Origin of the sequence: Streptomyces humidus (assembly GCF_014649655.1) — a bacterium.
Classification (GTDB): Bacteria; Actinomycetota; Actinomycetes; order Streptomycetales; family Streptomycetaceae; genus Streptomyces; species Streptomyces humidus.
Genome location: NZ_BMTL01000022.1, coordinates 1 through 15378 on the forward strand (window position 1 = coordinate 1; position 15378 = coordinate 15378).

The 15378-nt window shown below is 71.6% G+C and carries 16 protein-coding genes and 2 pseudogenes; 5 read left to right on the plus strand and 13 right to left on the minus strand.

Annotated elements, in window-relative coordinates:
* Positions 1–49 precede the first annotated feature (49 nt).
* The 4 genes from IE239_RS24585 to IE239_RS24600 all read right to left on the minus strand — a co-directional run bounded on the left by IE239_RS24585 (position 50) and on the right by IE239_RS24600 (position 2596).
* Complete coding sequence (locus IE239_RS24585) at positions 50–214, minus strand: respiratory nitrate reductase subunit gamma (RefSeq protein WP_229878282.1); 165 nt, start codon at positions 212–214, stop codon at positions 50–52.
* The gene (narJ, locus tag IE239_RS24590; protein WP_308435417.1) at positions 211–651 is read right to left on the minus strand and encodes a nitrate reductase molybdenum cofactor assembly chaperone; all 441 of its coding nucleotides are present in this window, start codon (positions 649–651) and stop codon (positions 211–213) included. The genes IE239_RS24585 and narJ overlap by 4 nt, the downstream gene beginning before the upstream one ends.
* Before the next feature lie 218 nt (positions 652–869).
* Entirely contained in the window at positions 870–1343 is a 474-nt protein-coding gene (locus IE239_RS24595; RefSeq protein ID WP_190151558.1) for a hemerythrin domain-containing protein, read from the minus strand.
* Positions 1344–1420: 77 nt separating this feature from the next.
* A complete protein-coding gene (locus IE239_RS24600; protein WP_190151693.1) occupies positions 1421–2596 on the minus strand; it encodes an MFS transporter in 1176 nt (391 codons plus the stop codon).
* 380 nt (positions 2597–2976) lie between these two features.
* Between IE239_RS24600 and IE239_RS24605 the strand changes: the two genes are divergently transcribed.
* Complete coding sequence (locus IE239_RS24605; protein WP_190151694.1) at positions 2977–3474, plus strand: DUF4396 domain-containing protein; 498 nt, start codon at positions 2977–2979, stop codon at positions 3472–3474.
* A 146-nt stretch (positions 3475–3620) separates the two neighbouring features.
* Here IE239_RS24605 and IE239_RS24610 read toward each other — a convergent pair whose 3' ends face one another.
* The 3 genes and pseudogenes from IE239_RS24610 to IE239_RS42320 form a co-directional block, all read right to left on the minus strand.
* Positions 3621–5291, minus strand: a complete 1671-nt coding sequence (locus IE239_RS24610; protein ID WP_190151559.1) for a multicopper oxidase family protein — start codon at positions 5289–5291, stop codon at positions 3621–3623.
* A 93-nt stretch (positions 5292–5384) separates the two neighbouring features.
* Positions 5385–5849 (minus strand): hypothetical protein, encoded by a 465-nt coding sequence (locus tag IE239_RS24615; RefSeq protein ID WP_190151560.1) that lies wholly within the window; start codon positions 5847–5849, stop codon positions 5385–5387.
* A 71-nt stretch (positions 5850–5920) separates the two neighbouring features.
* Positions 5921–6040 (minus strand): annotated as a pseudogene (locus IE239_RS42320) (transcriptional regulator); the annotation flags it as partial.
* An 80-nt stretch (positions 6041–6120) separates the two neighbouring features.
* Between IE239_RS42320 and IE239_RS24620 the strand changes: the two are divergent.
* From IE239_RS24620 to IE239_RS24630, 3 genes are all read left to right on the plus strand, one after another.
* Positions 6121–6408 carry a type II toxin-antitoxin system Phd/YefM family antitoxin gene (locus IE239_RS24620; protein ID WP_190151561.1) on the plus strand — a complete coding sequence of 96 codons (288 nt, stop codon included), beginning with the start codon at positions 6121–6123 and terminating at the stop codon, positions 6406–6408.
* Positions 6401–6853, plus strand: coding sequence for a PIN domain-containing protein (locus IE239_RS24625; protein ID WP_190151562.1), 453 nt, complete (start codon positions 6401–6403; stop codon positions 6851–6853). Before IE239_RS24620 ends, IE239_RS24625 begins: the two co-directional genes overlap by 8 nt.
* Before the next feature lie 112 nt (positions 6854–6965).
* A complete protein-coding gene (locus tag IE239_RS24630; protein WP_190151563.1) occupies positions 6966–7214 on the plus strand; it encodes a hypothetical protein in 249 nt (82 codons plus the stop codon).
* 118 nt (positions 7215–7332) lie between these two features.
* Here the strand turns inward: IE239_RS24630 and IE239_RS24635 are convergent, their stop codons facing one another.
* From IE239_RS24635 to IE239_RS24650, 4 genes and pseudogenes are all read right to left on the minus strand, one after another.
* Positions 7333–8424 (minus strand): GNAT family N-acetyltransferase, encoded by a 1092-nt coding sequence (locus tag IE239_RS24635; RefSeq protein ID WP_190151564.1) that lies wholly within the window; start codon positions 8422–8424, stop codon positions 7333–7335.
* Positions 8425–8500: 76 nt separating this feature from the next.
* Positions 8501–9166: a hypothetical protein gene (locus tag IE239_RS24640; protein WP_190151565.1), complete on the minus strand. Its 666-nt coding sequence runs from the start codon at positions 9164–9166 to the stop codon at positions 8501–8503.
* Between the two features lie 605 nt (positions 9167–9771).
* Positions 9772–10671: pseudogene (locus IE239_RS24645) on the minus strand (non-reducing end alpha-L-arabinofuranosidase family hydrolase); the annotation flags it as partial.
* A 736-nt stretch (positions 10672–11407) separates the two neighbouring features.
* The gene (locus IE239_RS24650; RefSeq protein WP_190151567.1) at positions 11408–12421 is read right to left on the minus strand and encodes a LacI family DNA-binding transcriptional regulator; all 1014 of its coding nucleotides are present in this window, start codon (positions 12419–12421) and stop codon (positions 11408–11410) included.
* A 447-nt stretch (positions 12422–12868) separates the two neighbouring features.
* On the opposite strand from IE239_RS24650, the gene IE239_RS24655 reads away from it, so the two are divergent.
* A complete protein-coding gene (locus IE239_RS24655) occupies positions 12869–13834 on the plus strand; it encodes a glycoside hydrolase family 6 protein (RefSeq protein ID WP_190151568.1) in 966 nt (321 codons plus the stop codon).
* 398 nt (positions 13835–14232) lie between these two features.
* Here IE239_RS24655 and IE239_RS24660 read toward each other — a convergent pair whose 3' ends face one another.
* The gene (locus IE239_RS24660; RefSeq protein WP_190151569.1) at positions 14233–14514 is read right to left on the minus strand and encodes a hypothetical protein; all 282 of its coding nucleotides are present in this window, start codon (positions 14512–14514) and stop codon (positions 14233–14235) included.
* Positions 14511–15338, minus strand: coding sequence for a phytanoyl-CoA dioxygenase family protein (locus tag IE239_RS24665; RefSeq protein ID WP_190151570.1), 828 nt, complete (start codon positions 15336–15338; stop codon positions 14511–14513). The genes IE239_RS24660 and IE239_RS24665 overlap by 4 nt, the downstream gene beginning before the upstream one ends.
* Between the last annotated feature and the right edge of the window lie 40 nt (positions 15339–15378).

Below are 15378 nucleotides of genomic sequence, written 5' to 3' on the forward strand. Positions count from 1 at the left end.
CCGCCGGAACGAGACCGCGACGCTCCGCGTCGCAGCCACAAGATTCGCTTCACCCCCGGCCTGAAGGCCGGAGCACTGCGAATGATGTCCGGTAGCGCCAGACATGGCCGAGGACGAAGATCGCGAGGGAGACGTAGGGCAGGACCACCCACAGCAGGATGCCGCCGGCGCCTGTCTCCGCCGCCAGGGTGAGGGGCTGAGGGGGCACGGTCATCGGGGGCCTCCTTCGACGGGGTCGGGCAGGAACACGGGCGCGGCGTACGGGTCGAGGCCGACCTGCTCCTCGGGCGGACCCTGGGCGGCCAGGCGCATGATCGCTTCGCGGTCGTCGCCGACGAGGTCGGGCAGGGTGGCGGAGACGGAGTCCAGGACGTGCGCCCAGGGCGAGCCGTCGTCGTTCAGGGCCAGGCGCAGCAGCTCCAGGCCGGCGCGGTGTTCGCTCAGCAGGGGCGCTCCGGCGGCCGGGTCGGCGGCGGCGAACTCGAGGACGACGCCGAGGTGGTCGGGCAGTTCGTCGTCGCCCAGACGCCATCCGGCCGCGGCGTAGGCCTGCTTCAGTCGCAGCAGGCCGAGGCCGCGCTTCCTGGTGTCGCCGTGGGCGTAGTAGGTCAGGTAGAGGCAGCAGCGTCTGCGGTGGTCGAAGGTGGCCACGCGCGAACGACTCCAGGACCACCGCCCTCCGAAAGGTCAACGGTCACGCCGCGATCAGGCGAGGCACGGCCGATGGAGATCGTCCGCGCGCCGGAACGGCCGTCCGCTTCCGCGAGCCGGCGTCGAACGTTCCTGTGCCCGGCCGGGGCGGCTCCGGCCGGACACGGAAAACGGTGAACGGGCGGACCGGAAAGATCCGGTCCGCCCGTCGTGCCCGGTCAGACGGCCGGCCGGGGCAGCGCGCCGCCTACCTCGGCGCGCACCGCCTCGACGCCTTCCCACTGCTCGGTCGACAGCGTCGCCAACGAGGCGGGGAAGACGCCGTCCTGCTCCTTGAGGATGTGATCACGTAGCAGGGCGAGCACCTCCAGCAGCCGTTCGGGCCAGGTGGTGTCCCCCGGCACGCCGTCCGCCGCCTCGGCCAGCACCGCCTCGATGCGACGGTGCTCGGCTTCCAGGGCGGCGATGTGGTCGGGGAACTCCACGGCCATCGCGGGGAACAGTCCCTGCTCCTCCACCCGGGTGTGCGGGACCAGGACGGCGGTCATCCGGCGGGCGAGTTCGGCCATGCCCTCGACGTCGTCGTCGCGCCGGGCGTCGCGCACGCGGCTGATGAGAGTGACGACCTCGTCGTGTTCCCGCGTCAGCTCGTCGATCGTCGTCACGGACTGACAGCCGCAGTACTCGCACATCGAAGGACTCCAGTTCTGCTCTGTGCCGGGTTCGGCGGGACGACGTTTCGGTGGGACGAGGTTCGGTGGCACGAGGTTCAGTGGGAGGGGGCGGTGGCCGCGCGGCGGGTGAGGGCCTGCCGCACCCCGGTCCCGGTGAAGGTGAGCGCCGCCGCCGCGACCACGCCCAGCAGGACCAGGCCGATCGCGTACGAGCCGTAGGCGCCGTACAGGGATCCCATGACCAGCGGCGGCACGAAGCCGCCCAGCCCGCCCGCCGCGCCGACGACGCCGGTGACCGAGCCGACCTTGTTCGCCGGGGCGAGCAGGGCCACCAGCGCGAACACCGCACCGCTGCCCGCGCCCAGCGCGGCGGCCATGGCCAGGAAGGCGATCGTGCCCATCGGCGCCAGGGCCGGCGTGAAGGACTGCGCGAGCGCTCCGGCCAGCACCACGCCCAGCGCGACGGTCAGCACCCGCACCGGGCCGACGCGGTCCGACAGCCAGCCGCCGACCGGCCGCATGACCACCGCGAGCAGCACGAACCCGGCCATCCGGTCGGCCGCGTCCGCCTGGGCGAGACCGTAGCCGGTCTTGAGGTAGGTGGGCAGGTAGACCGAGAACGCGACGTAGCCGCCGAAGGCCACCGCGTACAGGGCGGACGCCTGCCATGTGACGCCGAGGCGCAGCGTGGCGGCCAGCCGACGGCCCAGCGGTTCGGTCGGCACGGTGCGTCCGGGGGCGTCCCGCAGGACCAGCGCGGCCACGGCCGCGTACGCGGCGAGGACGCCCGCGGTGATCAGGAAGGGGTTCGCCATGCCGTGGGCATCGACCAGCTTGACCGTGGTGAGGGCGCTGATCGCGGTGCCGCCCATGCCCATGCCGAAGACTCCGATGGCCAGGCCCCGCCGCGCGGGCGGGAACCAGGCGCTCACGAAGGGCACGCCGACGGCGAACGCGGTGCCGCCGACGCCGAGGAAGAAGCCGCCGACCAGCAGTGCGGTGAGCGAGGAGTGTCCGGCCAGACCCAGGTAGAGGACGGGCAGGATGGTGGCGGCCGAGACGATCGGGAACATCACCCGTCCGCCGAAGCGGTCGGTCAGCGCGCCGACCGGGATGCGCCCCAGGGAACCGACGACCACCGGCACGGCCACCAGCAGCGACTGCTGGAAGGAGCTCAGCTCCAGGGTGTCCTTGAAGCGGGGGCCGAGCGGGCTGAGCAGCGCCCAGGCCCAGAAGTTGACGGCGAACCCGATGGTGGCCAGGGCCAGCATCAGCCAGGCGCGGCCGGGCACCGGCGCGCCGGAGGCCGCCCTGCTGCCTTCCGTCGTCGAAGACTGGACCATGTCGTCCGTCCCTTCCCTCTTGCTCACGGTGACTCTGCGAGGCCGGACCCGCAGACCATGGGACTCCTGCCCGCCGGATCGGCGACCCTTCGAACACTGTCCGCTCGAAGTCGCCCCGGCGGCATGGGCCATGGGTCCCTGCGGCCGGACCGACGGTCCTCACGTCGGACCCCGCCACCCCTCCCTTCAGGCCCCTCAGGATCTCGGGCGTCCCAGGCTCTGATCGCAGGTCCCCCAGACTGAGGGAATACCCCCAGGGGGTATATGGTTCCGACATGGGTGACCCGATCCGGCCTTGGAGGGCGAAGATGGACCACACCGTGCACCAGCAGCACCAGCACCAGCACGCGCACCACGCCGGCCACGGCTCCGGCACTTCCTGGCGCACCGCCGCCCAGGCCACGCTGCACTGCCTGACCGGCTGCGCCATCGGCGAAGTCCTGGGCATGGTGATCGGCACGGCCGCGGGCCTGCACAACGCGGGCACCGTCGTCATCTCGATCGCGTTGGCCTTCGTCTTCGGCTACGCGCTGACCATGCGCGGCGTACTGCGCGCCGGGCTGCCGGTCCGCCAGGCGCTGAAGGTCGCGCTGGCCGCGGACACGGTGTCCATCGCCGTGATGGAACTGATCGACAACACCGTCATGGTGGGAGTGCCCGGCGCGATGGACGCGGGTCTGTCCCAGGCTCTGTTCTGGGTCTCGCTCGCGGCATCCCTTGCCCTGGCCTTCGTGCTGACCACTCCGGTGAACCGGTGGATGATCAGCCGTGGGAAGGGGCACGCCGTCGTGCACGCCCACCACTGACGCCGACCACTGACGGCCACTGCTGACGGCCATCGTGCTCCCACCCGGCCCGGGCCTCATGGCCCGGGCGGGTCCGTGTACGGGCCGGCCGGCCCGGCCTGCGGCAGTGCGCAGGAGGGCCGGCCCGCCTCGGGCTGTGCGGCCGGTCAGCCCTGGTAGGCGACCAGCGCCATCATGCCTGCCTCGCCGTGGTAGGCGTTGTGGCAGTGCAGCATCCACTGTCCGGGGTTGTCGGCGTCGAAGAACACCGACACGGTCTTCTTCGGCAGGACGATGGTGGTGTCCTTGCGCGGTCCGTTCGTGCCGAGCTGGTAGGTGTGGCCGTGCAGGTGCATCGGGTGCCACATGGTGGTGGTGTTGACGAAGTCGAGCCGCACTCGCTGACCCTCTTCCACGGTGACGGGATGCGCGGCCGGGTTGCCCATGTCGAACCGGCGGCCGTTGAGGGCCCAGTCGTAGGTCATCATCGAGCCGGTCAGCTCGATGCGGTGGACCTGGTCGGTCTTCTTCGACGCCAACTGGACGTCGTCCGCCGCGCGCAGCCGGGAGGCGTCCATGAGCATGCCGTCCAGTTCCTTCGGGCGGACGGTCGCCGTGGGGGTGCCGCCGGAGCCGGTGCGGATGACGGCCATGCCGGTGGCGTTCTTGCCCTCCGCGAGCGCCACCAGGGGGAAGACGCCGTCGTCCAGGGTGACCAGGACGTCGTAGCGCTCGCCCATGCCGATCAGCAGGGCGTCGGCCGGCTGGTGCTTCACGGGGAAGCCGTCGGTGTGGGTGATGGTGAGCTGGTGGCCGCCGAGCGCGACGCGGTAGGCGGTGTCGGAGCCGGCGTTGATCAGGCGCAGCCGGACGCGCTTGCCCGGCTTGCTGCGGAAGATCTGCGGGTCGGCCGGAACCCGGCCGTTGACCAGGTGCCAGGGGTACCGCACGTCGCCGGCGTCGCCTCCGAGCAGGGGGCTCCGGGCGCCCATCAGCATGAACTTCATACCCACGCCCATGCCCGTACCCATGCCTGAGCCGGAGGACGAGGCGGAGGGGGAAGCGGAGGGGGAGCTCGCCATGCTGTCCATGCCGCCGCTCATATCCATGCCACCCATGTCTCCCATGTCGTGGCCGTCGTGGCCGTCGCGGCCGGAGGAACTGGACGGGCTGCCGGAGTCTTCGCCCATGTGCATGCCGCCCATGCCGCGGCGCAGCTCGGCGTAGACGCCGTCGGGGGTGCCGGTGACGCCGTCGAGCCAGTCGTCGAGGACGACCACCCATTCCTCGTCGTACGACAGCGGCTCCCTGGGGTCCTCCACGATGAGCGGCGCGTACAGGCCCCGGTCGAGCTGGACGCCGACGTGCGGATGGAAGAAGTACGTGCCGGGGGCGTCGGCGGTGAACCGGTAGGTGAAGTTGCGTCCGGCCCGCACGGCCGCCTGGGTGGCCGGCGGTACACCGTCCATGTCGTTGCGCAGGGCGATGCCGTGCCAGTGGATGGAGGTGGTGGCCTGGTTCGGCAGCTGGTTGGACAGCGTGGCGGCCAGCGTGTCACCGGCCGAGACGCGCAGTTCCTTGCCGGGGGCCCGGCCGCTGAAGGCCCAGGTCCTGGCCATGATCCCGGCGCCCAGGTCGACCGTGGCCGGTGCTGCGGTCAGGGTCACCTGGTGCGTCTTGCCGGTCCTGGCGCGCTTTTCGTCGGCGGCGGCGACGGCCGCCCCGGAGGGACTGATCAGGGCGGGGGCGTCGGCGGAGCTGCTGCAGGCGGCGAGCGCGCCCGCACCCGCGACGCCGAGCCCCGCCAGCAGGACGGAGCGGCGGTCGATGGTGTTCACAGAAGGGTCCTTCGTCTCGATGTCGCTGTGGTTTCGGCGCACGTGCGGGCACGGCTGAGCACACGCGTGAGCGCGCGCAGCCGCGGGCGCGGCCTACAGCAGGAATCGAGAGAGGAGAACGGGAAGGTCGGGCGGCGCCCGACTGGAGGCGCCCGGGACGTCCCGGCCGACGGCAGCACCAGGGTGGGCGACCGCAGCGCCCTCGAGCGCGGGCCGGTGCGGAGGCACGAGCTTCAGACTGTCGACGCCGGCGGCGGAGCAGTGCTGCATCGCGGTGCCGGAGCAGGCCCCGTCATCGTCGTGGATCGCGGCCGGGGCCGCGAGACCGGGTGGCGCGGCGTGCCCGCTCGCGTGGGCGGGAGCAATCGGCGTGGCCGTGTGATGCATACCCGCCATGCTGCTGTTGCCGGAAATCCCGGTCGGCGACACGTGCGTGAGCATGGCGGCGGTCTCGTGGTGCACGAGGACGGCGAGCACCGCCACCAGTGCGATGACGGCAGCGCGTGTCCACCGGGCGACGACGCCGTGGGCGCCTGGCCGGTGGTGGGCTGTCGTCATGGCTTGGGTCCGTACTCGAGGCGAAACGGCTCGTCGCCGTCAATATACCCCGGCGGGGTAAGGCGGCAATTCGACTGCAACAACCCCGGCACCAGCCTGCACTCGTACGTGTACAGGCTCACCGCGACCTTCTCCAGCCGGGCCCAGCGCCGGAACCAGGCCGCCAGCCCCGGCTCCCTCCACGTCACATGACCTGGCAGAGGGAGACCCGGGTCGTGCCCCGCCGTACAGCGGCCGCCCAGTCGTGTAGAACGAGTAGTACAGTGGGCGGATGAGTGACAGCGCGGAGGTCCCGCTGAGGGAGCTCAACCAGCAGACATCGCGTGTCCTGGCCCGCGTGGCGGCCGGGGAGACGGTGACCATCACCAAGGACGGCGTCCCGATAGGAGACATCGTGCCCCGCGGCGCGCTGACGGGCCGACCCGCGTACCCGTTCCGCACCGATCCCATGGGCGACCTGGACATCCCCGACCTGGGCGGCCCCGTGCTCGGCGACGAGGAGATCGAGGCGACGCTACGGGGGATGGGTGAGGACGTACCCGGGGGGACCGATGCCTGACATCCCGGTCGCCATCGCCGACACCAACGCCCTGTACCGACTGTTCACGCCGAAGGACCCTGGCCACTCCGCTCACCGGGAAGCTCTCGCACGAACGGGACACCTCGTGGTCTCGCCCATGGTGCTCACCGAACTGGACTATCTGCTGACCTCCCGAGTCGGCAGCAAGGCCGCCATGAACGCGCTGGACTTCATCACCGGGCAGGCGGAGGCCCGCCGGTTCGAGGTCCCCGACACCGCGCCGCACCTGAGAAGTGCCATGGCCGTGATGCGCGGGTACGTCGACGCGGACGGCGGGGCGGGGGTGGGTCTGGCGGACGCAATGAACGTCGCCCTGGCGGCGGCCTTCCAGACGGCCGACATCTTCACGACCGACGGCCACTTTCGCATGATGCGGCCCTTGACCGGACAGCCCTCCTTCCGGCTGCTCCCGGACGACCTCTGAACATCTCGCGCGGAACGGCGAGGTCGGCGCGAATACCTCGACCGGCATGATCGACTGACCTCTCCGAGGTGACGGATCTCCGTCTCCGTGAACGACGACCGCGGGCCTCCATGTGGTCCTCGCCGTACCGCTCACCCTGCTGACCCTCGTCGCCGCCCACTTCCGCTGGACGGCACCGACCATCACTCCGTCAGACACCCGGGACGACGACGCGTCCGCCGGAATCGTCCTGTCGTGCGTCGTCACCCTCGCGGCCGCCGAAACCGCGGCGGCACCGTGGCTGATGCCTTCGGCACGGAGGAGCATGCCGTGGTGGTGGATACTGCCGGCTCTGCTGCTGGGCCTGGTCGCGGGAGCGTGAGGGGCGGTGGGCGGTCAGGCCTGCCGGGCGGCCTTCGCCCTGCGGAAGGTGGGACGGCCGGGCGTCGGGCCGAGATCCCCTGCGTGGCCGCGTCCCGCGCACGGCCGGTCCACCCTCCTCAGGCGGAGTCCCGGATCGTCCCGACGGCCCTCAGCGTACGTACCGCCGCGCCCCTCAGGGCGGGGTGTTCGCGTACCAGCCGGTGGGCCGCGCGGCGCGGCTCGTGGCGGAGCCAGTGCAGGGCGGCGCCCGGGCCTGACGTGCGCAGCGCCCCCTCGTGCACCATGAGGTCACCCGTCTTGAAGGAGTTCTTGTAGGCGGCCTCCCCTCTCCCGAAGTCGACGAGGCGGATGCCGGACGCGGCGGCGGCTTCGATCATGCGCAGGTAGAGGATCCGGCCCGGCGAGAAGGTCGCGACGGTTCGGTCGTACGAGGGGAACCAGCAGGAGAGGACCGTGCGGGAGCGCAGGCCGAAGTGTGCGGCGACGAGCCGGTCACCCGCGTAGAGCACCGAGAGCGTGCCGGAACAGTGCGGCGAGCCCGACTCGGCGAGCAGATCGACGAGCTGGGCGACCCACGGGTGGGTGAAAGGGTCGCGACGGCCGGTGCGGCGGTAGTGGGCCGACTTCCAGGCGATGAGCGTCCTCAGCACCGCCGGGCTGCGTTCGTCGTGGACGAACCGCAGCGGGCCGAGGTGCCGTGCCAGGCGGCGCTCCTGGGCCCGGGTGGTCTTCAGCAGGCTTCGCGAGTGGGCTCGGAGGTGGTTCTCGTACGCCTCGTAGCCCTGGGCGAGGTCGACGACGGGAGACGCGAACCGTCCCGTCGCATACGGCAGGAAGAGGTTCTGACCGCTTTCGAGATGGTTGAACTCCCAGGCGTTCAGTGAGCAGGCGCGCATGAGCTGGTGCGGGTCGAGCCGTGCGTCGTCGGGGTGCAGGACGGCGCCCTGGCAGTCGGAGACGCCCAGCCCGATCGCGCGGCCGTGGCCCCATCGGCCCCTCTGGAAGGGGAAGTAGCCGACCGGTTGCCGCTTGCCGCGCAACACCGCTACGTGCGCGTCGCGGCGCACCCGGCCGACGGCCTGGGTGAACTCCGCGCTCATGAAGGGGTTGGCGGCGGGGGTCGTGGTGTGCCGGAGTTCGTTCCAGAGGTCGAGGTCGCTCGGTGTGAGTTCACGGGGGTGCACGATGTCGATGCGTGGAGTCGTCATGGAGGTCCCTGGGTTCCTGGTTCGCGGCAAGAAGTCGTCCGCCGTGGCCGGGCGAGGCGCGCGAGGCGTCGGACCCTCAGGCGTGAAGCGCGCGGCACGCCGGCCACACGCGGGCGGCACCGGTCCGGCCGGGCCGGGGAGGGCCGCGCCGGCCGGTCACGCCGGCGAGCTGTACCTCCGGCACCCGGCGTTCGTCTTCGGCACGGGCCCCCGAGCAGCGGCTGGGGTCCACGGCCGGGCGCGTGGACGTCCGCGCGAACAGCAGAGCGCGAAGACGGCGGAAGACACTGGGCGGGGCCGCCTGCGTCATGACCAGGAGCCGCAGCCGGGAACCTGCCACCGCGCGCAGCGCGCACACCGTGACCAGCGTCATCGCGAGATGAATCGCGCCGCCCGCCCCTCCGTGGAGCGTCCCTCCCCCGGGGCCGGGGCCGGGTCCGGAGAAGGTGAACGATAACCAGCAACAGGCCGTGGCCTGGGCGGAGACCATGGCCCCGAGGCCGGACGACAGGACGACGGCCGCGGGCGCGCGCGACCGCAGCACGGCACCCGCGAAGAAGACCAGCGCGACGACCACGCAGGCGGCACACGAGAGCGTGCGCGCGAAGGCCAGGCAGTACCCGGTGGCGGCGAGGGCCGTCGTGGCCGCGGCCGGCCCGCCGGCCGGCAGCTCTCCGGCCCAGGCCGTGCCGTCAGCGTGCGGACCGCCGTGGAGCGCGCGAGAGAGCGGGTGGGCGATCATGTCTCGTCCATGATCGAGGAGACCTGTGTGCGTGCGACACCGAACGGGAAAACCGCCGGGAGCGAACGTTCGCGCGACCGGTCACGTCTGCGGGTGAACGGCCTCTCGGCGCGGCGGCCCGAACACCGTCGCCGACCACGATCAGAAGCGGGACGAAGAGGTCGTCCAAGACCCCACGCGGGCGGCGGCTTGCGAGGGGCACCCCGCCGTGAGGCTCCCCCGCCGACGCCGGCGCCCAGTGCTCACGCAGGTCCCGTACGACCGCCAGCGCCGCCGGCCTGAGCCTCCTCACCTTCGGCCCGACTGCGGATCGGTCGGACGAGATGAGAAAGCTTCAGGAATCCCGAAGTTACGTCACAAGCACACAGAGCACGCGAACGAGAAAGAACCCCTGGCCACAGGGGCAGGAACTCGGCGGGCCTCAGGAGGACTCACGGGATGTCGCACAGCTCGAGTCGTTCACGGCCGGAACCCCAGCCGGGTCACGGCTGGGGTCCCTCTGGGCGGTGGGACTCGGTCCGCGGGCGGAAGCCGCCCGCCCGGGGACCGCTGCCTCCCTGCCACGGTGGAGCGCGCGAGAGCGCGGTCCCCGCGGCTCGGGCGGGTCAGCGCTGCAGGGTGAGGACGCCCGGCCGCCAGGGCAGCTTGTCGTAGGGCCCTGAGGCGGAGGGAGACTTGCCCTGGTAGAGGAGCTGCAGGTTGCAGGGGTCGACGGTCATGGTCTGGTCGGGGTTGTTGCGGACCAGGTCACCGTGGCTGATGTCGTTGGTCCAGTTGGCGCCGCTGTTGGCCTTGCCCGCGAAGGGGTTGCTCTCGCTGGCGGCCTGCGGGGTCCAGGAACCGTTCAGGCTGGAGGCCGTGAACGAACGGAAGTAGCGCTGCTCGCTGGCGCCCCGCGCCTCGACGATCATGAGGTACTTGTTCTGGTCCTGGAGCTTGTAGACCTGCGGCGCCTCGAACAGGTTCTTCACCGTGTCGCTCATGATCGTCGTGTACGACGAGCCGAAGTTGCCCGGGAAGTTCCCGATCGGCATGCTCGCCCGGTAGATCTTGCCGTTGTCACCGGCGAAGAACAGGTACATGTTCTGGTCGTCGGCGATCAGGGTCTGGTCGATCGGGGCGCCGCCGGGGATGCCGCCGGTGAACAGCGGCTGGGGCGCGGACCAGCCGTTGGGGTTGGTCGGGTCGCTCGACGTGCGGTAGATGAAGGGCCACGCGCCCCACTGGTACGCCAGCACCCAGATCTTCTTGGGCGCGAAGTAGAACAGCGTGGGCGCCACCGCGGACTGGTTCATGCCGGCCTGTCCCGCCGACGCCATGTCCGACCAGTTGGTGAAGGGACTGAACCGCATCGAGCCGTAGCCCGATCCCGACACACTCGACGCGTAGACCAGGTGCTTGCCGTTGTAGACCACGTTGGTGAAGTCCTTCACCGCGAGCCACCCGTTCGCCGGCTGCGCCAGCACACCCGTCGACGACCACCGGTACGTCGACGGGAGGGAGCACGCGTTGACGGCCGCCTGAGCCGGATTGGCGACGAGCGACGCCGCCAACGAGGCCAGGGCAGCGACCGGAGCGGCGAGCATCACAGCCAGACGTTTGCGGCTGAAATTTCCTCTGCGCATGACGACCTCTTGATTCTCGAGTATGCGGTCCCGGTCGGCCCGGTCACGGACCGTCCGGACTGTCGACGTGTTGCGGTTCGTGGCGGTACGCGAGCACGGACCGAGCCCCCCGCGCCCTCCCGGTCCCTCAGAGCTTCCGGCCTGCCGGTGGCGCCCGTTGCCCTCCGGCCTCCGGACGAGGGACGCCGCGCGGGGCGTCGCCCGCCGCCCTCCCCCGGCGGTCGGCAACCGATGAGCCGAGTGGCTCGACAGCGACCCGCGTACGAGACGAACGGAGCATCGGGCGTTGCTCGTGCACATGCCGGAAGATCGCTTGATGCGGCCATGACACATGCATGAACGACGCCCTCCTTGCGACTCGGCCGTACGGGCGGGCATGCCCCGAAGGCGCCCCGCTCCGCGAGGGAAACAGCTTCGACGCATTCGAGATATCGAACATGAGGCGAGGTATCGATCAATCTGGATGATAGGGGGCGAGTGAGCGGCGTCAATACCTCTCGCAAGATTCGCCATTGTCGTCGAAACATTTCGAGCCACAGAGGGGCCGGAAGGCCACGCCGGAGACGCCGGCCCCTGCCGCGGGCAAGCCGGTCCGCGCCCGGACGCCCGCGGAAGGTCAGGCGCTGGCGCGGGTGACCAGTCTGGTGGGCAGGATCAGCGGGGTGGGGTCCTGCCCGCCCACGAGCGCGACCAGCATGCGCGCCATCTCCAGCCCGAGCGCCGCGATGGGCTGATGGACCGTGGTGAGCGGCGGATCCGCGATCCGGGCGATCGCCAGGTCGTCGAAGCCGATCACGGCGACGTCGGCGGGAACCGACCGGCCGGCCTCACGCAGAGCGCGCAGCGCCCCCGCCGCCATGTTGTCGTTGGCGGCGAACACCCCTTCCACGCCGGGGTGTTCGGCCAGCAGCGCGGTCATGGCGGCGGCTCCGCTGGGTTCGGTGAAATCCCCCTCCCGCGGCGGGAACGGATCGAGCCCGGCCGCCAGCATGGCATCGCGGTAACCACGGTAACGGGCGCGCCCGGCCTCGGTGTCCAGACGTCCGCAGATCACCGCCACCCGGGTCCGGCCGAGACAGAGCAGATGCTCGGTCGCCCCGCGCGCTCCGCCGACGTTGTCGACGTCCACGTACCACCGCGGCGCCGGACCGACCGGGCGTCCGCCGAACACGACGGGGATCTCCGCTTCCTGGGCCGTCCGGGCCAGCGGATCGCCCTCGCGCAGCGCCATCAGCATGACGCCGTCGGCGCCCTTGGACCGCAGCAGCTCCTCCACCCGCTTGCGGCCCCGGTCGGAAGCGGCCAGGCACAGCATCAGGTGCAGGTCGGCCTCCTCCAGAGCGGCCGACGCCCCCACGATCACCTGGGCGAAGAACGGATCGGCGAAGATCGACGGGTCCTCGCCCGCGATGACCAGGGCGGCGGCTCCGGTCTGACGCGTGGCCAGTGCGCGGGCGGTCGGATTCGGTACGTAGCCGAGGCGTTGGACGGCGCGTTCGACCGCCTCGCGCTTGACGCGGCTGACGTGCGGGGCGTTGTTGAGGGCGCGAGAGGCCACGGACCGGGAGACGCCGGCGAGTTCGGCCACCTCGTCGAGCGTCGGCTGCCGGCGGGACGCGTCCTGTGCCATGGATCATGAGCCTTCCGTCGCGGCGCGTGCGAGTGAGCGTGTGGTGGCGAGCGTGGGAGCGAGCGAGAACGAGAGATCTGGAAGCGCTTCCAGTCGGGGAACTGTAGAGCCTCCCCCTGGCCACGTGAAGCCCTGGTGAGGCCCGCAGGAGGCCCATGGGAGGCCCTGCGGGCCCGAGGGTCGCGGAACGGCGGTTTCCGCTGGGGCACTTGACAGTTCCGACGCCCCGCCACACGATACCGACCACACCCCCGAAGCCCACCTTCCCCTTGGGACCGCTTCCAGTGGGAGCGCTCCCAGCCACACTGCGGGCCTCCTCGGGTGTGTCGCTCCCGCCGGAAGCCGCCGGCGCCCGGGGGCGTCGTACCACCACCGCGCTTCCTCAGCGCGCCGCACGCTCAGGACGAGAGCGTGCGGCGCACCCCTGCCAGGAAAACGAGGTACACCTTGCGCCGCAGATTCCGCGCCCTCGTGGCAGCGTTCCTCGCCATGCCGCTGGCGCTCGCCATCGCCCCGTCCGCGCACGCCGCCGACCCGACCACCATGACCAGCGGGTTCTACGTGGACCCCGACTCCAGCGCGAAGCGGTGGGTCGCCGCCAACCCCGGCGACGGCCGGGCGTCCGCGATCAACGCCTCCATCGCCAACACCCCGACGGCCCGCTGGTTCGGCTCCTGGAGCGGCGCCGTGGGCACCGCCGCCGGCGCCTACGCGGGCGCCGCGGACGCCAAGGACAAGCTGCCCCTCCTCGTCGCGTACAACATCTACAACCGCGACTACTGCGGCGGGCACTCCGCGGGCGGAGCCTCGTCGCCGTCCGCCTACTCGAGCTGGATCGCACAGTTCGCCGGCGGCATCGCCAACCGCCCGGCCGTCGTGCTCCTCGAACCCGACTCCCTCGGGGACTACGGCTGTATGACGCAGAGTCAGATCGCCGAGCGGCAGGGCATGCTCAGCGGGGCCCTCGCCCAGTTCAACCGCCAGGCCCCCAACACCTGGGTCTACCTGGACGCCGGCAACCCCGGCTGGGCCGGGGCGGCGACCATGGCCCAGCGCCTCAACGACGCGGGCCTGCGACAGGCCCACGGCTTCTCCCTCAACATCTCCAACTACTTCACCACCGCCGAGAACACCGCCTACGGCAACGCCGTCAACAACGAACTCCGCGCCCGCTACGGCTACACCAAGCCGTTCGTCGTGGACAGCAGCCGCAACGGCAACGGCTCCAACGGCCAGTGGTGCAACCCGGCGGGCCGCCGGATCGGCACCCCCACCCAGACGGGCGGTGGCGCCGAGATGCTCCTGTGGATCAAGGCGCCGGGCGAGTCCGACGGCAACTGCGGCGTCGGAGGCGGCTCTTCGGCCGGACAGTTCCTTCCCGAGGTCGCCTACAAGATGATCTACGGCTACTGATCCGGATCCAGAACTCCCGCGGCCGGTCCCCCGGCCCGCGGCCCGTCCCCCAGCCCCACGCACGCCCCTCGGTCCCCCGGCCCACACCTCGCCGGGTGGCCGGGGGGGCCACGGGGCAGGGGCGCGGGAGCCGTCCGGACCGCGCCGCGGCACCACGGGCCGCCACCCGCCTTCCGCACAGGCGGGTGGCGGCCCGACGCACGCGGGGCGACGGCGGGGCGAGGGGGGCGTTCCCTCGCCTCTCCGTCGATCGGGTCGGCCCCCGGTACGCCGCCCCCTCACGCCGGCAGCCCTCGCTCAGGCCCCTCACGCCGGTCGCCCTCACGCCGGTCGCCCTCGCGCAGGCCGCGCACGTCGGTCCCTGGCGTCTGTCGCCCTCGTGTCGGGGCGCGGCCGCCTCATGTGCGGGGGTGAGGGTCTTCCTCCAGCTTCTCGAAGAAGAACTCGTGCTTGAGGAAGGACACGTCGTACTCGTGGCCCGACTGGGGAGGCAGCAGCTGGGAGGCCTGGAACAAGCGCCACCCGTCGTGCAGCGCGGCGAGCCCGGTGAGGTAGGGCGGCTCGTCGCCGTCACCGGTCGTCGGGCGGGTCCGGCCGGTCCCGTCGTACCGGGACCAGCCGACCACCTGGGAGTCGAGCGCCGACGTGGCGAGATAGAGGACCAGAACCTGCTGTCTCATACATGGCTCCTGCGAGTCGGTCTGGTCGGCCTGTTGGTGACGCGGGTGACCCAGTGGTCGACGTCGAACAGGTCGTCGCCGGTCAGGGCCCGCCACAGCAGGACCCGGTTGTGGATCTCCAGTCGGGCGGTGGCCTGTTCGTACCAGGGGAAGGCGGTGGCGAGCTCCGCGGTCACGGCCGGGTCGTGCAGGTCGGCGGTGTCCCACAGGCGCACCTGCGGCACGGTGGGATTGAGGCGGAGCTTGTACATGTGGCGGCGGCGCTCGGTGTCGTTGCGGCGGCCGCTGTGCCAGATGCCGTGGTGCACGAGGACGACCGTGCCCGCCGGGCAGGTCAGGCGCGTCTGCCCCCGGAGGTTCTGCACGCGTCCGATGTCCGTCTCGTTGATCCTGCGCAGGTGGCTTCCGGGCACGCTCAGCGTGCCGCCCATGGCGGCGGTCACCTCGTGCGGGTAGTACATGAGCTGGATGTCGAAGGCGTCCGGCCGTACGTCGATGATCGCGTCTGCGTGGAGGTCCTGCGCATGCCCCTCGTGCGGCTCGCGGACGTGCACGGCGTGGTGGTCGACGGTCGGCCCGGGGCCGACCAGGCTCTCCACCGCGCCCGCGACGACCGGGAGGGCGAGCAGCGCGTGGACGAACGTGTCCTGCCCGAACGCCGCGCTCAGGGGGGTGCCGTAGGCGACGTGCGGCAGTCCCTCGTCCAGGGCCGCGACGGCCCGCTCGTTGAGTTCCGGCGGCACCACCCCGTCCAGGCGCAGATACCCCTGCGCGACGAAGCGGGCCACCTCGACCGATGTCAGGAGGTGCTTGCTGGTTCGCATGCGACGAACGTATGCGCCTCGCAGGCCCCGGTCGTGGGCT